This window comes from Ralstonia pickettii, from assembly GCF_030582395.1.
Lineage (GTDB): Bacteria > Pseudomonadota > Gammaproteobacteria > Burkholderiales > Burkholderiaceae > Ralstonia > Ralstonia pickettii_D.
This window is the reverse complement of sequence record NZ_CP104381.1, coordinates 1,789,470-1,810,604: the sequence shown is the minus strand read 5'-3', so window position 1 is coordinate 1,810,604 and position 21,135 is coordinate 1,789,470. Positions and strand designations below refer to the sequence as shown.

Annotated in this window: 20 protein-coding genes and 1 tRNA gene; 10 read left to right on the top strand and 11 right to left on the bottom strand. The window is 63.2% G+C overall.

Annotated features, from left to right (window positions below; genetic code table 11):
* Positions 1-62 precede the first annotated feature (62 nt).
* Complete coding sequence (locus tag N5B55_RS08670) at positions 63-896, top strand: aldo/keto reductase (RefSeq protein WP_304537917.1); 834 nt, start codon at positions 63-65, stop codon at positions 894-896.
* A gap of 22 nt (positions 897-918) precedes the next feature.
* Here N5B55_RS08670 and N5B55_RS08665 read toward each other — a convergent pair whose 3' ends face one another.
* Both N5B55_RS08665 and N5B55_RS08660 read right to left on the bottom strand, forming a co-directional pair.
* Complete coding sequence (locus N5B55_RS08665) at positions 919-1,338, bottom strand: hypothetical protein (RefSeq protein WP_304537916.1); 420 nt, start codon at positions 1,336-1,338, stop codon at positions 919-921.
* 304 nt (positions 1,339-1,642) lie between these two features.
* A complete protein-coding gene (locus N5B55_RS08660) occupies positions 1,643-2,659 on the bottom strand; it encodes a 1-aminocyclopropane-1-carboxylate deaminase (RefSeq protein WP_304537915.1) in 1,017 nt (338 codons plus the stop codon).
* 145 nt (positions 2,660-2,804) lie between these two features.
* Here N5B55_RS08660 and N5B55_RS08655 point away from each other — a divergent pair, with 145 nt between their 5' ends.
* A complete protein-coding gene (locus tag N5B55_RS08655; protein WP_116576083.1) occupies positions 2,805-3,326 on the top strand; it encodes an Lrp/AsnC family transcriptional regulator in 522 nt (173 codons plus the stop codon).
* A gap of 17 nt (positions 3,327-3,343) precedes the next feature.
* Here the strand turns inward: N5B55_RS08655 and N5B55_RS08650 are convergent, their stop codons facing one another.
* Positions 3,344-4,822 (bottom strand): aminotransferase class V-fold PLP-dependent enzyme, encoded by a 1,479-nt coding sequence (locus N5B55_RS08650; protein WP_304537914.1) that lies wholly within the window; start codon positions 4,820-4,822, stop codon positions 3,344-3,346.
* A gap of 144 nt (positions 4,823-4,966) precedes the next feature.
* Between N5B55_RS08650 and N5B55_RS08645 the strand changes: the two genes are divergently transcribed.
* Entirely contained in the window at positions 4,967-5,437 is a 471-nt protein-coding gene (locus N5B55_RS08645; protein ID WP_147214506.1) for an Lrp/AsnC family transcriptional regulator, read from the top strand.
* 55 nt (positions 5,438-5,492) lie between these two features.
* On the opposite strand, the gene N5B55_RS08640 is transcribed toward N5B55_RS08645, so the two are convergent.
* Complete coding sequence (locus N5B55_RS08640) at positions 5,493-6,536, bottom strand: ImpA family type VI secretion system protein (RefSeq protein ID WP_304537913.1); 1,044 nt, start codon at positions 6,534-6,536, stop codon at positions 5,493-5,495.
* Here N5B55_RS08640 and tssM point away from each other — a divergent pair.
* Together tssM and N5B55_RS08630 are read left to right on the top strand one after the other, a co-directional pair.
* Entirely contained in the window at positions 6,462-9,248 is a 2,787-nt protein-coding gene (gene tssM, locus N5B55_RS08635; protein ID WP_304537912.1) for a type VI secretion system membrane subunit TssM, read from the top strand. The genes N5B55_RS08640 and tssM overlap by 75 nt on opposite strands.
* Entirely contained in the window at positions 9,197-10,459 is a 1,263-nt protein-coding gene (locus N5B55_RS08630) for a DotU family type IV/VI secretion system protein (protein WP_304537911.1), read from the top strand. Before tssM ends, N5B55_RS08630 begins: the two co-directional genes overlap by 52 nt.
* Positions 10,460-10,630: 171 nt before the next feature.
* Here N5B55_RS08630 and N5B55_RS08625 read toward each other — a convergent pair.
* Positions 10,631-10,707 (bottom strand) — tRNA-Arg (locus N5B55_RS08625).
* A 663-nt stretch (positions 10,708-11,370) separates the two neighbouring features.
* On the opposite strand from N5B55_RS08625, the gene N5B55_RS08620 reads away from it, so the two are divergent.
* Complete coding sequence (locus N5B55_RS08620; RefSeq protein ID WP_012762140.1) at positions 11,371-11,574, top strand: hypothetical protein; 204 nt, start codon at positions 11,371-11,373, stop codon at positions 11,572-11,574.
* A 16-nt stretch (positions 11,575-11,590) separates the two neighbouring features.
* On the opposite strand, the gene N5B55_RS08615 is transcribed toward N5B55_RS08620, so the two are convergent.
* Genes N5B55_RS08615 through wrbA form a run of 3 tightly spaced genes read right to left on the bottom strand, consistent with a single transcriptional unit; the run spans position 11,591 to position 13,992 of the window.
* Positions 11,591-13,003, bottom strand: a complete 1,413-nt coding sequence (locus N5B55_RS08615; protein ID WP_304537910.1) for an FAD-binding oxidoreductase — start codon at positions 13,001-13,003, stop codon at positions 11,591-11,593.
* Positions 13,004-13,009: 6 nt separating this feature from the next.
* The gene (locus tag N5B55_RS08610; protein WP_304537909.1) at positions 13,010-13,402 is read right to left on the bottom strand and encodes a DUF2069 domain-containing protein; all 393 of its coding nucleotides are present in this window, start codon (positions 13,400-13,402) and stop codon (positions 13,010-13,012) included.
* Complete coding sequence (wrbA, locus tag N5B55_RS08605) at positions 13,399-13,992, bottom strand: NAD(P)H:quinone oxidoreductase (RefSeq protein WP_304537908.1); 594 nt, start codon at positions 13,990-13,992, stop codon at positions 13,399-13,401. Before wrbA ends, N5B55_RS08610 begins: the two co-directional genes overlap by 4 nt.
* Positions 13,993-14,060: 68 nt before the next feature.
* Between wrbA and N5B55_RS08600 the strand changes: the two genes are divergently transcribed.
* Positions 14,061-15,392, top strand: coding sequence for a YihY family inner membrane protein (locus N5B55_RS08600; protein WP_304537907.1), 1,332 nt, complete (start codon positions 14,061-14,063; stop codon positions 15,390-15,392).
* Between the two features lie 4 nt (positions 15,393-15,396).
* Here the strand turns inward: N5B55_RS08600 and N5B55_RS08595 are convergent, their stop codons facing one another.
* The 3 genes from N5B55_RS08595 to N5B55_RS08585 are packed head-to-tail and all read right to left on the bottom strand — an operon-like array spanning position 15,397 to position 17,894.
* On the bottom strand, positions 15,397-15,714 hold the full coding sequence (locus tag N5B55_RS08595) for an Mpo1-like protein (protein WP_065856465.1): 318 nt from the start codon (positions 15,712-15,714) through the stop codon (positions 15,397-15,399).
* 21 nt (positions 15,715-15,735) lie between these two features.
* Entirely contained in the window at positions 15,736-16,560 is an 825-nt protein-coding gene (locus N5B55_RS08590) for an alpha/beta fold hydrolase (RefSeq protein WP_304537906.1), read from the bottom strand.
* Positions 16,560-17,894: an O-acetylhomoserine aminocarboxypropyltransferase gene (locus N5B55_RS08585; protein WP_304537905.1), complete on the bottom strand. Its 1,335-nt coding sequence runs from the start codon at positions 17,892-17,894 to the stop codon at positions 16,560-16,562. Before N5B55_RS08585 ends, N5B55_RS08590 begins: the two co-directional genes overlap by 1 nt.
* A gap of 239 nt (positions 17,895-18,133) precedes the next feature.
* On the opposite strand from N5B55_RS08585, the gene N5B55_RS08580 reads away from it, so the two are divergent.
* The 3 genes from N5B55_RS08580 (at position 18,134) to N5B55_RS08570 (ending at position 21,088) form a co-directional block, all read left to right on the top strand.
* On the top strand, positions 18,134-18,589 hold the full coding sequence (locus tag N5B55_RS08580) for a CBS domain-containing protein (protein ID WP_009240853.1): 456 nt from the start codon (positions 18,134-18,136) through the stop codon (positions 18,587-18,589).
* 82 nt (positions 18,590-18,671) lie between these two features.
* On the top strand, positions 18,672-20,579 hold the full coding sequence (locus tag N5B55_RS08575) for an MFS transporter (RefSeq protein ID WP_304537904.1): 1,908 nt from the start codon (positions 18,672-18,674) through the stop codon (positions 20,577-20,579).
* Positions 20,580-20,674: 95 nt separating this feature from the next.
* The gene (locus N5B55_RS08570; protein ID WP_154206932.1) at positions 20,675-21,088 is read left to right on the top strand and encodes an FKBP-type peptidyl-prolyl cis-trans isomerase; all 414 of its coding nucleotides are present in this window, start codon (positions 20,675-20,677) and stop codon (positions 21,086-21,088) included.
* The last annotated feature ends 47 nt before the right edge of the window (positions 21,089-21,135 follow it).

Genomic DNA, 21,135 nt, shown 5'->3' with positions numbered 1-21,135 from the left:
GCCTTACCGATGCGCCGCGTCTCTTGTAGATTCATGTTTTGCCTCCGATCGGAAAGTACGACATGAAACACGTCACTCTGCCCAACGGCGAACGCGTCCCTGCACTCGGCATGGGCACCTGGAACATGGGCGACGACCGCGCCACCCGCGCCGAAGAAATCGCCACGCTGCGCCTGGGCCTCGACCTGGGTTTGCGGCTGATCGACACGGCCGAGATGTACGGCGAAGGCCTCTCTGAATCGCTGATTGGCGAGGCCATTGCCGGACGGCGCGATGAGGTCTTTCTCGTCAGCAAGGTCTATCCGCACAACGCCAGCCGGGGCGGTATCGCCGCGGCGTGCGAGCGCAGCCTGCGCCGCCTCGGCACCGACCGGCTCGATCTGTACCTGCTGCACTGGCGGGGCGATGTGCCGTTCGAAGAGACGCTGGAAGGCCTGCAGGCCCTGCAGCGCGAGGGCAAGATCCGCCAATACGGCGTCAGCAATCTCGACCTGTCAGACATGGAGGAATGGTTGGACGCGCCCGGCGGCGATCAGACCGCCGTCAACCAACTGCTCTACAACCTTAGCCGGCGCGGCATCGAATGGGATGTGCTGCCCTGGCTGCGTGAGCGCCGCGTGCCGGTGATGGCCTATTCACCCATCGAGCAGGCGCGGCTCGTTCGGTATCCGAAGCTGGTGCGCTTCGCGCAGGCGTGCGGCATGACGCCTGCGCAGGTGGCGCTCGCGTGGCTGCTGGCGAATGACGACATCATCGCGATTCCCAAGACCGGCCACCGCGACCGCTTGCGCGAGAACATCGGCGCGCTGTCACATACGCTCACGGCTGAGCAGTTGGCAACGCTGGACAGCATCTTCCCGCCGCCCAAGGGGCCGCGCGCGCTGGAGATGCTCTGAGCGTGCTAAGCGCGCGAAGCGCTCAGCGCGACTTTGCCAGGTAGCGCGCGTGGTCGACGTAGCCCATCAGGTAGACGCGGGCTTTATCGCGGGTGTCTTTGGTGACGCGGTCGGCTGCCTTGCGCGCGCCGGACGATGACATCGACGCGCTGAGGTGATCGCGGAAGCCGTCGTGCATGGTTCGCAGGTCACCTTCGCAGGCGTCGAGCGCGGAGGCGACCACGTCCTTCGTCTGCGTGGTGCCCGACACGCCGCTGTCTGCCTGACGCTGGACGCACGCCATGTAGTTGGCGCGCAGCACCTGCCAGCCGTTGTCTGCGCTGGCATCTGTGGACGCCGCCGCGGCGGTGGTGGAATCAACGGGCTGCTGCTGCGGGTGCGATGCGCATGCACCGAGCAAGGCCAGCAGGACGAGAGACGGGCAGGTAAGGGCTTTTCTCATGGCATGGACTGTACTGCACAGATCCGCTGCTTGCGCTCTGCGAAGTCGACCGGGATGCACGCCGTAACATTTCGAAACGAAAAAGGGCGCTGACGCAACGCGCTTGGCTTACCCGGCCGCAAGCGCGATTTCAGAAGACCGCCCCTTGGCCCATTTCGCTGTGCCGACACATCGACGGCACTGGTGGCCGATCTTCAATGCGGCACGCGCCGGTCGCAAAGCGCGACGTCCGAGGCCAAGGGCTCGGCAGTCGAGCAAAAGGCCGCAAACGTTGAGCTTCCATCTCGTTGAGTTGAGCCAAATTTCAACCGTTGCGGAAGATGAAGCTGTACGCGTTGAGTGCCGGCACGCCGCCTAAATGTGCGTAAAGCACGCGCGAGCCCGCAGGAAATTCACCGTTGCGGACCATGTCGATCATGCCGTGCATGGATTTCCCCTCGTACACGGGGTCGGTCAGCATGGCTTCCTGGCGCGCGCACAGGCGAATCGCTTCCAGCGTGCCTTCATTGGGCAGGCCGTATTCCGGGCCGCCGTAGCGCGTGTCGAGCACCACGTCTTTTTCCGTGATGTTTCTGCCGAGGTCGACCAGTTCGGCGGTGTGCTGCGCGATGCGGAGGATCTGCGCGCGCGTCTGTTCCGGCTTGGCCGAGGCGTCGATGCCGATCACTTTGTCAGCCCGGCCATCTGCTGCAAAGCCAACGACCATCCCGGCCTGCGTGCTGCCCGTGACCGAGCACACGACAATGTAGTCGAACTTGAAGCCCAGCTTCGCTTCCTGCTGGCGGACTTCTTCAGCAAAGCCGACAAAGCCCAGGCCGCCGAGCGGGTGTTCGGAGCAGCCGGCCGGAATCGGGAACGGCTTGCCACCGCGCTTGCGCACGTCTTCCATGGCCTGTTCCCAACTGGGCCGGATGCCGATGTCGAAGCCCGCAGCATCGAGGCGCACGTCGGCGCCCAGGATGCGCGACATCTCGATATTGCCGACGCGGTCGTATACGGCGTCGGAGTAGTTCACCCAGTTTTCCTGCACTAGCACGCACTTGAGGCCCAGGTGCGCTGCCACCGCAGCCACCTGGCGCGTCTGGTTCGACTGAATGCCGCCAATGGACACCAGTGTGTCGTACCCGCCTTCCAGCGCTTCCGGAATCAGGTATTCCAGCTTGCGCGTCTTGTTGCCGCCGAAGGCCAGGCCGCTGTTGCAGTCTTCGCGCTTGGCAAACAGCTCCACCTTGCCGCCCAGGTGCGCGCTCAATCGTTTCAGCGGCTGGATGGGCGTCGGGCCGAACGTCAGGGGATAACGGGGAAATCGCTGCAGGTTCATGAGGGGGCTCCTTCAGTGCCGCGAATGGCGGGATGTCGGAAACCAATGGTACGCAGAGCGCTACGAAATGAGGTTGCAAAGATCGTCTACTATCCAGAACTTAGCTGATCGTAGATCGGATTAATAATCTCTTTATTTCTTGAAAATGAAAAAGAGCGAAACAAAATTGCAGGAGCGCCCTGACGCGTCGGCGGCTTCTGCGCGCCACGCCTTGGATCGCACTGATCGCGCGATTCTCAGGGCGCTCCAGCGCGATGCGTCTATCTCCAACGTGGCCCTCGCGGCCAAGGTAAACCTCAGCCCGCCGGCCTGCCTGCGCCGCGTGGAACGGCTCAAGGAGCTGGGGCTGATCAAGGGGATTGTTGCGCTGCTCGATCCGCGTGCGCTGGATCTGGGGTCGTTGGTGATGATTGGCGTCGTGCTGGATCGCTCGACGCCGGAATCGTTCACGGCATTTGAGAAAGCGGTGCAGAAGGTGCCCGGTTGCCTTGAATGCCACGTCGTAACCGGCGAGTTCGACTACTTCATGCTCGTGCGCACGAAAGACAACGAAAGCTACAACCGGCTCCACGCCGAGCAGTTGCTGTATCTGCCAGGCGTACGGCAGATCCGGACGTTCATGGTGCTCAAGCAGGTGCTGTCGACGACGGAACTGCCGGTGGCTTGACCGAGGGAGGGGGCTGCTCAGCCCTTGCGTTGATCCTTCAGGCGGTTCCACAGCATGCTGGCCCGGTTGCCGCTTCTGCAATACGCGAGGATCGGCTTGGGCAATGTGTCGACGAGTTGGCCGAAGGCGGCAACCTCTGCATCGCCAATGCGATTCGGCTCGACCGGCAGATAGCGTGCTTCCAGGCCCAGCGCGCGGGCGGCAGCGGCAACGTCTTCAAAGGCGGGCTGGTCGCTGCTCTCGCCATCCGGGCGGTTGCAGATGACCGAGCGGAAACCGGCATTACGGATGGCCCTCAGATCGGCGGGCATGATCTGTCGCGTCGCCGTCAACCCGCTGGATGCCGTGGCGCGGCATTGCTCGATCGCGCGCTGGAAGCACGCAGCGGCAAAATCGACGTCGTGCTCGGTCGCAAAGCGGCCCAGGCTGATCCGCACAGTGCGGCCTGCAGCTTCGGGATCCAGGCCGATCGCCGTCAGGACGTGCGACGGCGTGCCTGCGGCTGAGTTGCAGGCGGACGTTGACGACACGGCAATATCGTCGCCCAGCATCATCGGCATGAAGCCGGGTGCGTTCACCGTCAGGCTCAGGGTGTGGGGAATGCGTCGGGCCACATCGGCGTTGTGCACCACGTCGCCAAGGGCGAGCACCGCTGCCTTCAGCCGCTGGCTCAGCGCAGCAATGCGGGCGGTCTCGTGCTCCAGCTCTTCAGCCGCCAATTCACACGCCACGCCCATACCGACAATCTGATGCGTCGCCAGCGTGCCCGAGCGCAGACCGCGCTCGTGTCCGCCACCGTGAATTTGCGGCGCGAGGCGCGAGGCAATGTCGCGGCGCACATACAGCGCCCCAATACCCTTGGGGCCATACACCTTGTGGGCGGACATCGACAGCATGTCGATCCCGAGCGCGCGCACATCAATGGGCGTCTTGCCGAGTGCCTGTGCGGCGTCGACGTGGAACAGCGCGCCGGCGGCATGCACGATCTGCGCGATCGCCCCAACGTCGGTCAGCGTGCCGAGCTCGTTGTTCACCAGCATGAGCGAGACGAGTCCGGTGTCGGGCGTCATCGCAGCGGCAACAGCCTCCGGCGTAATTTCGCCGTCGCGTGTTGGCGACAGGTACGTCACCGAACATCCGCGCGCCGACAGGTTCGCCATCGTGTCGAGAATGGCCTTGTGTTCGATGCGGCTTGTGATGAGGTGGCGCTTGCCGGGGGCGGCGTCTGCGTAGCCCTTCAGCGCGAGGTTGTTCGATTCGGTGGCGCCTGACGTCCAGATGATCTCGTCGGCATCGGCGCCGATGAGCGCGGCGACTTGCTCGCGCGCTTGCTCGACCTTGTTCCGCGCCGCGCGGCCCGTCGCATGCGAATTAGACGCAGGGTTCCCGAACGCGCCTTCCATGCCAAGGCAGGCGGTCATGGCTGCAATCACACGTGGGTCGGCCGGCGTGGTGGCTGCGTAGTCGAGGTAGTGGAGGGTGTTGCGGTCGCTCATTTTGTTTCTGTGCTGCGGTGGAGGCACGAAAATGATACGGCCGATAGCTGGGAAAAATAATTCAAAGTTTCCTGTGAATTCCTCGATATGGCGGGGAATATTCCCTAAAATTCACTTTCCATAGAAGAAAATTTCTATACCGAAATGGATGCCATTGACCGCGAACTACTGAGGCTGTTGCAGGCCGATGCGACGCTGCCCATCGCAGAGCTAGCGCAGCGCGTGAACCTCTCGCAAACGCCGTGCTGGAAGCGGGTGCAGCGGCTCAAGGACACGGGCGTCATCCGCGCCCAGGTGGCGCTGTGCGACGCGCGCAAGCTGGGCGTTGGCACCACGGTGTTCGTGGCCGTGCGCACCGATCAACACACCGAGAAGTGGGCGCAGCGTTTCACGCAAGTGGTGCGGGATATGCCCGAAGTGGTGGAGGTCTACCGGATGAGCGGCGAGATGGACTATCTGCTGCGCGTTGCGGTGGCCGGCATCGAAGACTACGACCGCGTGTACAAACACCTCATCAAATCCGTGCCGCTGTCGGACGTGAGTTCATCGTTCTCGATGGAGCAGATCAAGTATTCGACCGCGCTGCCGGTGCGGGATGGGGGGCAGGGGGAGTGAGGGCTTGGGTGGCGCGCCAGTCGGATGGTTGTATCGCGGCTGAACGTGGGGCTCCTCAGTGCTCCCGCGCCCAGCGCTCAACAAGCTCTGCCGGAATCGCCTGAAACACTTCATCAAAGCGCTTGCCGGTCAGCCGTTCCGCTTGCTTGAGCAGAAGCGCCACAGGGCTACTCGGCTCGTGCGCCTCAAACCAGATCCGGGCGGCTTGAATGGAGGCGAGGGCGGTATTACGGTCCATGACGGGCTCAGGTGGGTTGCTATCAAGCGGCGTTACTACCGGGCCCTCGATGGTGGTGCCCATCAAGCCTTGTGAGACGGCCGGCGAGCGTTCCGAGACCGGAAGTGCAATCACAGCAGGTGCCGCCGGTGGTGACGCGCCAGTCACCGTATCCAGCAATCGCAACAAGGTGCCCAGGTCAGGATGGTCGTCCGGAAGGTGATGTCGCGCCCAGGAGTCGATCGATGACGCAAAGGTTTGAGCCTCGTCCAGCGCGGACAGTACCTCGTCGTTTTGGTTGCGCAGTTCGTGGAGCTGGTGCTGCACTGCCTCGGGTGCCAACGCATCTGCTGCGCGTGGAGTGCTCAATGATCGCTCGACGTCGCGCACTCGCAGGCGCAACACGCTGTTGGTTGAGATCACTAGATCCCGCACGTCGTGCATCAGCCCCTGCGGGTCGGCCAAGGCGGCCAGCGCGTTAGCACGCACGGCCGGGTCCGGCTCACCGTCCACCACCACTTGCGGGTAGATGGTCTCCGGCCATGCCTCTAGCAATCGAGACAGAATGCACAGCCCGTCCCGAAACCCAATTGCCTGGTCCAACCGGACCCGGCAGCGCACCAGCAATATGAGGATACGAATATCCCGCGTGCGCAGCAGCAGGCGACGGCAGTCTCGCTCCACTTCCGTCCAGTTGATTGCCTCGGGAGGGCTGACAAAATCACCGTACTGAGCATCTTGCTTGGGCGTGACCTTGCTTTGCAGAAGAACGAACTCGGGGTCGTATTCCAGATCGGTCCCGCACGGATGCGCTTCGGAGAAGGGCGTGCGCAGCCGTGGGGCTTTGGCCTGCCCACCGATCGGAAGGCCAAACGCAACCAAGTTCTGCCGCCGTTGAGCGAGCTCTGCCGCACCGAGATGGCTGCGCTGGAGAAACGTCTGGTCGCTGGCGAAGCCGATCGCTTCAACGAAGAATTCGACGCCGGCCGGCGCAAGGTCCTGCTCGGCCTGGTTGAGGAGTTCGATGGCCTGACCGAACCCCTTGCGGACCTCGTCGAGCACATCTTTGCCGATTCGCGCTACGACAACACGCAGAACAAGGCGATGCTCCGTGGCGTGTACTTCACCAGTGCCGCACAGACCGGCGAGTCGGTGGTCGCTGCCAGTGACACGGTGGCCTCGCAAGTCCTGGATGGCAAGACACCGTCTGAAGCGCAGTCAGCGCGTTCCACGGTGGGCTCCGACAGCTACTTCCTGTCGGACCTGTTCAAGCGCGGTATCTTTGCCGAATCACACCTGGTGCGGCCCAATCTGCGTTGGGAATTCCGCTTCCGCTTGATGCGGCTGCTGGCCCATACCGCAGTGCTGGCATTCGTTCTGTGGTTGGTGCTTGGGTTCTATACGAGTTTTGGCTACAACACCAACTACCTCGACGTGGTTCAGGAGAAGGCCAAGGCCCTGACCGTCAAGGTGACTGGCTTCTATAAGAAGCCCGAAGCCGACGGTGTGCCGGACCTGCTGGCCGCGGCGCATGACCTGCCAGAATTCACGAACCTGAACCTGCTGGACCCGTCACTGAGCTGGCGCTACGGGCTGTATGTCGTAGCGCCCGTGCTCGCAGTGTCCACGGCCACCCACGTCAAACTGCAGGACAACCTTTTGGTGCCGTATCTGGTCCGTCGCGTGGAAGCGGTGCTCTCCGCCGCCATCGTCGACAAGGATGCCAAGCTGACCTACGACACCCTGCGCGTCTACCTCATGCTGTACGACAAGGAGCAGTTCCGTGCTCCCGACGTACGGAGTTGGGTGCAAAACGATTGGGCAACGGGTGGCGCGGATGCCTTTGGCGGCCGGATCACTGTGGTCGAGCAGCTCGACAGCCTGCTCGATGGCAGGCGAGCGATCCAATCGCCCTATGCCAAGAATGAGGCGTTGATTCGCTCCGCACGAGACTTCCTGGACGGCAACACCTCCACGGAACGCCTATACGAGCGTGCCAAAGCCGCCATGATGGAAGAGGCCCCGGCCGATTTCACGCTTGTGCGTGCGATCGGCCCGCAGGCCGGTACGGTCTTCTCGCGCGCCAGTGGGGAGCCGTTGGAGCGCGGTATTCCCGGCCTGTTCACTTACGCGGGTTATCACAATCTGTTCAATGCCCGCCTGCCGGAGTTTGTCAACAAGGCCCAGGCGATTGACGTTTGGGTGATGGGGCGTGCAGGCGGCGCTCAAAAAAAAACGCTTGAGAGCGCCGCTGGCAAGCTGACCGGCGACGACCCCGTCACGCGAGAAATCCGCCGCCTGTACCTGACGGAATACGCGCAGAGGTGGACGGAATTCTTGCGCGATATTCGCGCGCTCACCGGCAACAACCTCACCTTCGACCTAGAGGTGCTGCGCAACTTCGCTGCCCCGGACTCGCCGCTCGCGCGTCTAGGGCGTGTCGTCGTCAAGGAAACGACCCTCAGCCAACCGGCAGAACAAGAGGACAAGTCCCTGGCCGACAAGGCGCTCGCCGCTCTGGACAACAAAGCCGACAAAATCACGGGGTTCGCATCCCGCGCCGAAGCTCGCCAAGAGCGTGCGTTGGTCGACAACCGCTTCGCCGCGTTGCGCGAAGTTGTCATGGGGCAGGCCGACGTTGCTGTCCCCAACGCGCAAGCCGCCAACAACAAGCCGCGATTGGATGCCATTGCCGGTATGGTCAACGCGTACTACACCTCGTTGATGGTCGCCAGCAACGCGTTGGAGACTCGCAATTTGCCACCGCCTTCCGAAGCCGGTGCACAGTTGCGCATGGAAGCCGCCAAGCTGCCGGCGCCGCTCAAGGAGGTGCTAGCAGATTTGGTGATCCAGGGCACGCGTGACGTCAACAAGGGAATCGGCGACATCCTGATCGCGCAGATGAACGCAGTCATCGGCGAGAGTTGCCGCAGCGCTATCGACGGCAAGTACCCCTTCACGCCGACATCCAAACAGGACGTGGATACGGAAGACTTTGCGCGTGTTTTCGCCAGCGGCGGTGTGCTGGATGACTTCTTCCACAAAGTCCTGGCGCCACATGTGGACACGACGATTTCGCCATGGCGCTACAAGCTGACCGCGCCGGATGTACCACCGGTTGCCGGCCCCAGTCTTGTTCCGTTCCAACGGGCCAGAGAAATCCGCGAAGTGTTCTTTCGCGACCCTGGTGCCAAGAAGATAGCCTGGAAGGTCGACTTGAAGGTGGTAGAACTGGATCCGGAAATCGTTGAGCTGACGATGGACTTCGATGGCCAGAGCCAGCGCTACGTCCACGGGCCGGTGATTCCGCTCAAGGTGACGTGGCCTGGGCCGCGTGGCGGGCAGGGCGCGGAAATCACGGCCAACCCGCGTGTTCGGCCCGAGACGTCCTCGCTCATCGCCAACGGCCCCTGGGCCATGATGCGCGTGATTGCCAAGGGCAAGCTGGACAACTCGGCGTCGCCCAGCCACTTTGTGGTTGAGTACGATTTCGACGGACGTAAGGCGAAACTCGATGTCAACACCGGCAGTCAGGCCAATCCGTGGACGACCGGGTTGCTGCAGGGCTTTCAGTGTCCGGGGAGGTCGGGTTGATGGATCACCGGTCACAGTCGAAGAACCACATCCTTCGCCTCGCCCAACCGCTGTTCTGGTTGCTGGCTGAGCTGTCGCCAGAGCTGGAGTCGGCGGCGCGGCTCGATACCCTCCGATCGGAGGCCCGCACACGGTTGAGGACCTTCAAGAAGGCCTCCCTGGCAGCCGCACTCAATGCCGACAGCATCGAGGCGGTGCATTACTGCTTCTGCGCCGCCATCGACCAGGCGGGGAGCCAAGTGCGCGGACGTGCGAACAGCCTGCGTGGCGTCTGGCTCCAACATGGGTTGCTCGCGGAGTTCTACTACGAAAACGCCTGCGGTCAACGCTGCCGTGGATGGATCGAAAAACTCCAACAAACACCGAACGCCAGCGCAAACGCGCTGGAAGTGATCGCAGAACTGACCGCGCGCGGCCTTCGTGATGAGCGCGGCTTGCCATTGCCGAAGATCGCACTGCCAGCGCGCCAGCAGCTCGCATCCACGACGACGGACATTCCCCACATCCCTTACGGACGTTGGATACCGGAGTGGGCCGGCCCGGTCAACAAACCTCCACCCGAAGTTGTTCTTCTGCGAGAAGCGCCTCTGGAGCGGTCTTGGCTGCCCATCGTTGTCGTCACCGGGCTCATCGTGACAGGGATCGTGCTCGGCATGACGTTCATGCTCCGCCGCCAGCATCAGGACAATCAAGCGCTGGTTACGAAGGTGGAAGCTCTGTCCGCGCAACTGGCCCAGCAGCGTGAATCGTCGGCGGATCGCATTGCGCGCGCGCTGGCGCCCGAGGCCGGGGAGGCTCCGGTCGGCATCAGCACAAAAGACGATCGAATCTATCTTGCCTTTAATAGCGACGAAGGTTTCGCCTCCGGGCGCGCCGACCTTATGCCGATGCTCGCGCGTCAGCTCGATCGACTTGCCACCGTGCTTGCCGACACGCGCGGTAAGGTCATCGTTCTTGGGCACACCGACGACGCCCCCGGCCCGCGCGATCGCGTGGCATCAAACCTTGCGCTGTCAACCGCACGCGCCACGGCGGTCGCGCGGCATCTGCAAGAGCGCGGGATCGCTTCGGACCGCTTGTCCATCATCGGTCGTGGCGTGAAGGATCCCGTTGGAGATAACCGCACCGCCGCGGGTAGGGCATTGAACCGACGCGTGGAGATCGTTCTTGAAAGCGTGCCAAATTCGGAGCCAACAGGCCTTCGGCGATAGTGGGGCAACGAGGCAAATTTGTGTGGCTAGTGAACGAGAAGCAGTGACGTTGACGGCCAGTCGAGACCGAGCGATACGTGCCAAGGATGAAATCTGGTCACACTATCCCGCGCTCACTTGTTAAACCGTCGCAGTGACGCTCAACGTAAGTACCTGATCCACAAAGGTTTTTGGCCTGCCCAGAGGGATTCGAACCCCCGACCGTCGGCTTAGAAGGCCGATGCTCTATCCAACTGAGCTATGGGCAGATATGCAGAGGTGCAGGCTGCCCAGGCATACCAAAAACGCGCGGCCTCCGGGTGCCTGGGAGGCCGCGATTCTAACAGATGGGATCTTGCGTTGCGCTAATGCTGGGGCGGGATTTCCGGCGGTAGCTCGCCGGGTGGCAATTCGATTGGGGGCGTTTGGGGTTCGGGGTCATGCACTGGGTCATGCGCCGGTTCGTCGGGGGGCGGCATTTCCGGTGGCGGGTGCGGGGGCTGTTCGGGCGGTTGCGGCGGCGTGATGTGGGCGCGCTTGGTCAGATCGGGCGAAGCTGGCATGGGCTGCCTCCGTATGTGAGTCGAATTCCGGGTTTGCCCTGACCTGTTCCGCAAGCGTCGTTCCTGCGCATCATCCGAAAGGACACATACCCAAAATGCGTACCCCCCAATTGGGGGGATTTTTGATACATTTCGTGGCGTCGGGTAGTGCCACACAACAATAACGTTTCATTCGAAATTCCGCGCAATGACGCGGAACGCCGTGCCTACGCACGCCAAACGGGCGTGTCGAAGCCTTTTGGGTTCCGACTAGACGGGAAATCAGGGAGTCTTGTTTGGGCAGCCATGGAGCGATCCATGGGTCTGCTGTGTTTCGCTGTGGCTGCAGGGAGCCGGGCGAGGCGCTAGCCATGGGGCAGGGAGGAAACAATGAGCATGCGTCATCCGCGACGCCCGGCAGGGTCGTCGCGCACCACATACATTCGTAGCGCCCAGAGCGGGCGTATCGGCGATCGTTCCAACGCCAACGAGCATCGTCTGCCGCCCAGCGGCGTACCGCGCATGCTGCTGTGGCTGCTGGCCGCCACGGTCCTCTTCGCGGTGGCGAACTACACGTTCAAGCTATTCGGCTGAGGCAAGCCGGATCGCCCTACAACACCTTCCCCGGATTCATCAGGCCGCGCGGGTCCAGCGCCTGCTTGATCGCGCGCATGGCCGCCATTTCAACGGGGCTCTTGTAGCGCGCGTTGTCGTCGCGCTTGAGCTGGCCGATGCCGTGTTCGGCTGAGATAGAACCGCCGTGCGCATGCACGCTGTCGTGCACGATGCGGTTGATGCCGTCCTGGTTGGCCAGGAAAGCATCGTGCGCATGGCCTTCCGGCGGCGACACGTTGTAGTGCAGGTTGCCATCGCCAAGATGGCCGAACGTGACCATGCGGATGTCGGGGTAGGCCGCGGCCAGGGCGCGGTCGGTCACGTCGATGAAGTCTGCAATGCGCGAGATTGGCACGCCAATATCGTGCTTGATGTTCTTGCCTTCATCGGCCTGCGCCAGCGGAATGTGTTCGCGCAGGCTCCAGAAATCGCGCGACTGGGCCACCGACTCGGCCACTGCCGCATCGTCGATCACGCCGCGCGCGAGCGCGTCTTCCATCAACGATTCGAACAGCGTGCGCGCGTGCTCTTCGCTCTCCAGGTCGGACAATTCCAACAGCACGTATTGCGGATACGCCTGCGTGAACGGCACGCGCAACTGCGGGTAATGCTTGCGCACCAGTTCCAGGCAAAACGCCGACATCAGCTCGAAGCCGGTCAGCAGCGTGCCTGCATGGCCCTGCGCCAGGGATAGAAACGCCAACGCCTGCCGCGGCGATTGCAGCGCCGCCAGCGCCGTCACCTTGGCGCGCGGCTGCGGAAACAGTTTCAGCATCGCCCCGGTGATGATGCCGAGCGTGCCTTCCGCGCCGATCAACAGGTCACGCAGGTCGTAGCCGGTGTTGTCCTTGCGAAGGCCGCGCAGGCCGTTCCACAGTTCGCCGTTGGGCAGCACCGCTTCGACGCCGAGGCACAATTCGCGCGCGTTGCCGTAGCGCAGGACCGCGGTGCCGCCAGCATTGGTCGCAAGATTGCCGCCGATTGTGCAGCTGCCTTCTGCAGCCAGACTCAGCGGGAAGAGGCGGTCGGCATCCGCGGCGGCCTGCTGCACGTTGGCCAGGATGCAGCCGGCATCCACGGTGATGGTGTTGTTGACCGGGTCGACGGCGCGTACGCGCTGCATGCGCTGCAACGAGATCACCACCGCTTCGCCTTTCATGTCGGGCGTGGCGCCGCCGCACAGGCCGGTGTTGCCGCCTTGCGGGACGACCGGCACGCCGTGTTCGCCGCACACGCGCACGAGCGCAGCCACCTCGTCTGCGCTGGCGGGGCGCAACACTGCGCGTGCGCGCCCCGAAAAGCGCTTGCGCCAGTCCGTAAGATAAGGCGCTTGGTCTTCAGGTGCAGTCAGGACATGCGTGGCACCGATCGCATCAACGCAGGCTTGCAGGAAAGCATCGTGAGTCATGGCGGGTCAGGTGCTTTGGCTGGCGCGGGCTTTGGCTGCACGCTTGAACGGGCGCAGATAGAAGATGGTTGCCGTGAAGAACACCACGCTGAGGGCCACCTCGCCCCACGCCAGCGAGCGCGAAAGCCCAACGTCCGATGTTGCCCGCACGATGCCTTCGGTAAAGAACAGCAGGATGAACATCGACGCCCATTGCATCGTGTAGCGGTTCTTGCGCAGCACGCCAGGCAGCGGCCATGCCAGCAGCAGCGCCTTGAGCGCCAGCCACGAGCCGCCCGGGCGCACGGGCGCGAGCCACAGCTCCCAGGCGGCACACAGGACGATCAATGCGATGAGGCTGCCTGCACCCAGCAGAGCCAGTGTTCGGGATTCGGTGACGGCGTTGTCGGTGGAGTTCATGCGGCGAGCTTCAGCGCAGTCTGTGCCAGCCGCCGGCCCATGCCGGTGGCGAGCGTGCGTTCGTGGACGGTCAACGGTGCGGTATCGCCGCGGTGCGCCACGTGCGACGGCCCGTATGGCGTGCCACCCGCCTCGGTGGAGAGCAGTTCGCTGTGCTGATACGGCAGGCCGAGCACGACCATGCCATGGTGCAGCAGTGGCAGCATCATCGAGAGCAGGGTCGTTTCCTGCCCGCCGTGCATGCTGCCCGTGGAGGTGAACACGCAGGCCGGCTTGCCGGCCAGGGCGCCCGCCAGCCATTGCGGCGTGGTGCCATCCAGGAAGTACTTGAGTGGCGCAGCCATGTTGCCAAAGCGCGTGGGGGAGCCCAAAGCCAGGCCCACGCAATCCTCCAGGTCGCTGATTTCCACATACGGTGGGCCGCTGTCGGGCACGTCGGGCTGCGTGGCTTCGCAGACGGTGGAGACGGCAGGCACCGTGCGCACACGCGCCTGAGCGCCGTCGATGCTTTCAATGCCTTGCGCAATGGCTTCTGCCAGAGCGCGCGTGCTGCCGTGACGGCTGTAGTACAGGACCAGGATATCTTTCATAACAAAGCGTTGAGAGCGTCGCGGTATTATAGTTGCGCCCCCCAACCGCGCCTCCCGCCTCATTTTTCATGCTTTTTGACACCCGTGCGCTTCGTCAATGGAATGCCGCAAAGCTGCGTGCGCTGGCGCGTTACGCCTTGCGTCGCGCCGGTGAAGACCGGCTGCCGCAAGTCGCGGGCAGCCTGACGTTCACGACGGTGCTGTCGCTGGTTCCGATCTTGACCGTTGCGTTTGCGTTGTTTACGGCCTTCCCGATGTTCAAGAGCTTCCGGGCGGACATCGAGGGCTACATGTTCAGCAATCTCGTGCCGGGCAGCATCAGCCGGCCGATCCTGACGTATCTCAACCAGTTTTCAAGCAACGCCAAGGGGCTCACGGCAGCAGGCCTGATCGGCCTGGTCGTGACTTCGGTGATGACCATGCTGACCATTGAAAACGCCTTGAACGCCATCTGGCGCGTGCGTCATCGTCGGCCTCTGGCGCAGCGGGTTCTGGTGTTCTGGGCGCTGATGACATTCGCGCCGGTGCTGATTGGGGCGAGCCTGTCAGTCAGTTCGTACCTCGTGTCGATCTCGGCGGGCTATGTGCACAAGCTGCCGTTCGGCCTGGGCGTGATCGTGGGCTTGGTCCCGATTCTGCTCTCGGCGATTGCGTTTGCGATGCTGTACGTCTTCGTGCCGAATACCAACGTGGAACGCCGCGATGCGTTTATTGCTGGTCTGATTGCCGCCGGGGCATTTGAAATCGCCAAGCGCGTCTTTGGTGCTTACGTCGCACATATCCCGACCTACACGGCCGTCTACGGCGCGTTCGCCACGTTGCCGATCTTTCTGACGTGGATTTACGTGAGTTGGCTCGTGACGCTGCTCGGCGCGACGATCGCGTCGACGCTGCCGATCATCCGCCAAGGCTACTGGCGGCGGCGCACATTTCCGGGCAGCGAATTCTTTGATGCGCTTGGGGTGCTGTTGCTGCTGTATCGCGCTCGCGAACAGGCGCCGCGTACCGTGGCCGAGCGTGATATCGGCCGGCGTCTGCAGTTGGAAGCCGATTACCTGGTCGACCTGCTGACGAAGCTTAAAGCGCTGCACCTCATCGGCAAACTGCAGCAGGATCGCGGGGAGGCCCACTGGGCACTGCTATGCGATGCGCACACGACCACCTTGCGTCCGCTCTATGAAAAGCTCGTGCTGAATCTGCCGCGTTTGCCGCGCACCGCGCTGGCTCGCCATTTGGGAGACACGCACGCGCTGGTCAGCCAATTGCAGAATCCGGCGCTCGACGCCACGTTGGAGAGCATTTTCGCGACGGGTGAACGCGGCGTGGTGGCTGCCACGCAGGCCGCTGCGGCACCGGCGCCGGCTTCTGGGATGCCCGCAGCTGCCAACGCCAGCGTCTGACGTCTCAGAACGGGATCTTGCCCGTCCAGATGTCGCGGTACATCACCCAATCACCCATCAAGCTGTAGAAGGGGTGGCGGAAGGTGGCGGGCCGGTTCTTCTCGAACCCGAAGTGTCCGACCCACGCGAACGCGTAACCGCTCACGGCCGCCCCCAGCAACCACCACAGGTTGCCCGTGAACACCAGGAGGATCAGGCACACCAGCGCCACCGTCGAGCCGGCAAAGTGAAGGCGCCGGCAGGTGCGATCCTGGTGCTCGCTCAGGTAGTACGGATAGAACTCGGCGAAGCTGCCGAAGCTATGGCTGTCGGTGGTGGCCATGATGCGTCTCCAGGAGGCGACTTATGCGGCGACTGCGTCTCGTTCACGCGCAAAGGCGATCAGCGCGTCGAGTGTGCCGTCAGGGCATTCTCCCATGATCGCGTGCCCGCCCGGCAGCCCCACGACGCGGCTGCCGGCCAATCCGGCTGCCACGTGACGTCCAGCTTTCGCTGGCGTCATCTGGTCTTTTTCGCCCACGATCACGAGTGATGGGCACTTCACGGACGCCATCGCTTCGGCGCCGCGTGCATAGGCGTTGCAGGCCGCGAAATCCGTGTGAAACACGGGCGCCTCGGTACCGCGCGCCACCCGTTCCATCAGCCGCTGACTGCCGCCATGCATCCAGAAGCCCGGCCCGGGCGACGAGGGCTTGTTGGCGAGGCTCGAATGCGACCACGTATTCACCATTTCAATGGCGCCCGCCGTGTTGTTGAGCGCGGCATCCAGCAACGCATCCGACACCTTCATCGGCCAAGCCGTTGCCACCAGTGCGATGCGGCGTACGCGATCTGCGTACCGTGACGCGCACTCGAGCGCGATCAACGAGCCCATGCTGTGGCCGACCACGATCACCGGCTGCGTGACGCCGGCCGCGTGCACCAGCGCCATTACCCAGTCAGCCATGGCTTCCACGGTTTCAAGCGGTGCCCCGCCGCTGCGGCCGTGCCCCGGCAGGTCCACCACCAGAACACTGAAACCGTGGTGCGCAAACCAGCGCGTCTGCAGGCCCCAGACGGAATGATCGTTCTGCGCGCCATGCACAAATACGACGCACGGCAGTTCTGCGTTGAACGGCTTGCCGCCGGTGTAGGCGTAGGCGCGCTCGCCCTGTACGGTCCATTCCATCAGCGGGCTCCCGTTGCGTTGGCGTCGGCTTTGCCGGGCGCGGCGGACATCGCGCGCTCGGCGGCTTTCAGGCCGCGCTTGAGATCGTCGATCAGGTCGTCTGCGTCTTCCAGCCCGATGGACAGGCGGATCGTGCCTTCGCTGATGCCGGCCGCGGCCAGCGCGTCGGCGTCCATACGGAAGTGCGTCGTCGATGCGGGGTGGATGACCAGCGAGCGCGCATCGCCCACGTTGGCAAGGTGCGAGAACAGGCCGAGCGATTCGATGAATTGCTGGCCGGCACGCCGGTCGCCCCGCAGATCAAAGCTGAACACTGCACCGCAGCCCCGCGGCAGCAGGCGCTTGGCTAGCGCGTGATCGGGGTGCGATTCCAGCTCCGGGTAGGCGACTGACGCCACCATCGGGTGACTTGCCAGGAAGGCGACGATGCGGCGAGCGTTGTCCACATGTCGGGCCATGCGTAGCGGCAGGGTCTCGATGCCTTGCAGCAGTTGCCACGCGGCCATCGGGTTCATGCACGCACCGAAGTCGCGCAGGCCTTCGCGGCGCGCGCGCAGCAGGAACGGTGCGACGGTGCTTTCCTCTGCGAACACCATGTCGTGGAAGCCCGCGTACGGCTCGGTCAGTTCGGGGTGCTTACCGGCGGCCACGTAGTCGAATGTGCCCCCGTCGACAAGCACGCCGCCGATGGTCGTGCCATGCCCGCCCAGGAACTTGGTGGCCGAGTGATAGACGAGATCTGCGCCATGCGCGAACGGCTGCAGCAGCCAAGGGGTGGTGAAGGTCGAGTCGACCAGCAGGGGCACGCCCGCATCATGCGCAATCGATGCAATGGTCGGGATGTCGAGCACATCCAGCCCCGGGTTGCCGAGTGTCTCGCCAAACAGCAGCCGCGTCTTCGGGCGGATGGCTGCGCGCCAGCCATCAATGTCGCCGGGTTTGACGAAGGTTGTCTCGATACCGAAGCGGCGCAGCGTGTAGTACAGCAAGTTGTGCGAGCCGCCATACAGCGCCGAAGACGCGACGATATGCGAGCCGGCGCCCATCAGCGTGACGATGGCCAGATGCAGCGCCGCCTGGCCCGAAGCCGTGGCGATGGCGCCTACGCCGTTTTCCAGCGCCGCCATGCGCTCCTCGAAAACGGCGACGGTCGGGTTGGAGATGCGCGAATAGACGTGGCCCGCGCGTTCCATATTGAACAATGACGCCGCATGTTCGCTGTCGCGGAACACAAAGGACGTGCTCAGGTGAATCGGCGTGGCGCGCGCGCCGGTAGCCGGGTCGGGCGCGGCGCCGGCATGCAGGCTCAGCGTGTCGAAGCGGGCTTTGGACATGGATTCAGGCCCCCGGAGAGGGCGCGGGAACAGGTTTGGACGGGGCATGCTAGCACTGCTCGCTGTTGCAGCGCATTCCGGGCAAACGCCGAGCGGGCGCCGTTTTTGACAGGTTTTTTCTGCGCTGCATGCTTGTCGAAGCGATCGGGTTTGGGCTAGGATCGAAACATAAACATAACCACAACCCGCGCGCGGTCGCTCCCCGGCAGACCGGCACCCCGAACTCTGGGAGACGCAATATGAAAGTCAGCGACATCCTCCACGTGAAGGGCAACACGCTCTACACCGTGGCACCTGAAACCAAGCTCCAGGTGGCCGTGCAGACGATGGCGGAAAAAGACATCGGCTCGCTCGTGGTCATGGAGTACGGCGAACTGGTCGGCATGCTGACCTTCCGGGAAATCATCAAGGTGGTCGCCAAAAACCACGGTTCCGTGGGCGACGGCACCACCATCCGCAAGGTGATGGACGATCATCCCGTCACGTGCACGCCTGAAACCGAAGTCAACGAAGTGCGCCGCATCATGCTGGAGCACCATGTGCGCTACCTGCCGGTGCTCGACAGCCGCACGTTGATGGGCGTGATTTCGTTCTACGACGTCGCCAAAGCGGTGCTCGAAGACCAAAGTTTCGAAAACAAGATGCTCAAGGCGTACATTCGCGACTGGCCGGAAGAAAAGGCCAACGAAGACTGATCTACGCGATCTCTTCACCGCATTCCTGAAACCCGCCCGCCGTTGCGAGCGGGTTTTTTGTTGAACCAACAGCCTCCTGCCGATGAGCCAATCGAGCCAGTTTTCCCTGCTGAAGCAGCGTCGTTTTGCTCCGTTCTTCTGGACCCAGTTCTTGGGCGCAATGAACGACAACGTTTTCAAGGTGGCGTTTTCCTCCTTGGTGACGTACCACGCAGCGTTGTTCGGCAACGCAGACCCGGCGTCCGCGGCGTTCCTGATCTCCGCGATCTTCATTGCGCCGTTTGTGCTGCTGTCGGCCACCAGCGGGCAGATTGCCGATCGCATGGACAAGGCGCGGCTGATCCGTCTGGTCAAGACATTGGAAATCGCCATCATGGCGATCGGCTGTGCGGGTTTTGCGTTGCGTCACGTTGAACTGCTGTATCTGTGCACGTTCCTGATGGGCGTGCATTCGACGTTGTTCGGGCCGGTGAAGTACGCATATCTGCCCCAGCATCTGCAATCGGCTGAACTGGTGGGCGGCAACGGGCTGGTGGAAATGGGCACCTTCGTCGCCATCCTGGTCGGCACCATCGGTGGTGGCGAGCTCGCCAATTACACGCGCAATGGCGAGTTGATCGGCCCGATGTTCACGGGCATCGCCTGCATTGCTATTGCCGTGGCCGGTTGGATAACGGCACGCGGTGTGCCGGTGTCGCCGGCGTCGCAGCCGGACTTGCGCATCAATTGGAACCCGATCTCCGAGACCTGGCGCAACCTGAAGCTTGCGAGCAACCAGCGCGCGGTTTTCCTGAGTCTGCTGGGCATTTCATGGCTGTGGTTCGTGGGCGCGACGTTCCTGACGTCGTTCTTTGCCTTCGCGCGCAACGTGCTTGGCGGCGACCAGAATGTCGTGACGCTGCTGCTGGCCGTGTTTTCTGTCGGCATCGGCTTGGGCTCGGTGCTCTGTGAGAAGCTGTCGGGCCGCACGGTGGAAATCGGCCTGGTGCCGTTTGGCTCCATTGGCATGACGGTGTTCGCGGTGGATCTGTACTTTGCTTCGCATGCCGAGGCACTGGTCGCGCACGACGTGCTAACGGGCATTTCCGGCTTCCTGCAGAACCACCGCCATTGGCGTGTGCTGGCCGACCTGTTCCTGCTGGCAATGTTCGGCGGCTTCTATAGCGTGCCGTTGTATGCCTTGATCCAGAGCCGCTGCGAGCCGACGCACCGCGCGCGCATCATTGCCGCCAACAACATCCTGAACGCGCTGTTCATGATCGCTTCCGCCTTGCTTGCGATGGTGCTCACGCGTGCCGGGTTCACGATCCCGCAGCTGTTCCTGGTCACCGGTATCCTGAACGCCGTGGTGGCGATCTACATCTATACGCTGGTGCCGGAATTCCTGATCCGGTTCGTGATGTGGCTGCTGATCCATACCGTTTACCGCGTGAAGGTGGAGGGCTCGGAGCAGATTCCCGATGAAGGTCCGTGCCTGCTGGTCTGCAACCACGTGAGCTTTGTCGATGCCGTGGTGGTGGGCGCGTTCGTGCGCCGCCCTGTGCGTTTCGTGATGGATCACCGCATCTTCAAGGTGCCCGTGCTGTCGTGGTTCTTCCGCACGGTCAAGGCGATTCCGATCGCGCCGATGCACGAAGACCCGGAGATGCTCAAGCGCGCTTACGACACGATTGCCGCCGCGCTGGCGGAAGGCGAGGTGGTCTGCATCTTCCCCGAAGGCAAGATCACCGCTACGGGCGAGATCAACCCGTTCAAGGACGGCATGCGCCGCATCATCGAGCGCACGCCCGTGCCGGTGGTCCCGATGGCGCTGCGCGGTCTCTGGGGCAGCTTTTTCTCACGCAAGGGCGGGGCGGCGATGTCGCGCCCGTTCCGTCGCGGTTTTCTCAACAAGCTGGAGCTGTGCATCGGCACGCCTGTGCCGGCACATGCCGTGTCGCCGGAAACGATGCAGGCGGCCGTACTGGCGTTGCGCGGCGAGCGGCTCTAGCGCGTGGCAGGCCTACGGACTTCGATACACTGCCGGGCGGCCTGCAATCGGCCTTCATGCATTTTTCCTGACCTCCAACTCTCCCGTTACCAGCCATGAAACACGTTTCCCCGCTGCTGTTTGCTTCATTGCTTGCCCTGGCTGCCGTTAGCGCGCAAGCCGCATCGCCGGCCTCCGAGACGCTGCCCTCCGGTGTGATCGTCCAGACGCTGACGAAGGGCACCGGCCCGTCGCCCAAGGCCAGCGACACGGTCAAGGTGCACTACCGCGGCACGCTCGCAGACGGCAAAGAATTCGACAGCTCCTACAAGCGCGGCCAGCCGATCTCGTTCCCGCTGAATCGCGTGATTCCCTGCTGGACCGAAGGCGTGCAGAAAATGCAGGTGGGTGGTAAGGCGAAGCTGACGTGCCCGGCGGCCAGCGCTTACGGCGAGCGCGGCGTTCCCGGCACCATTCCGCCCAATTCGACGCTGAACTTCGAGGTCGAACTGCTTGGTATCGGCGGCTGAGCAAAGGGCCGATAGATCGGCCTTACAATAGCGTTTTCCTGATGTTT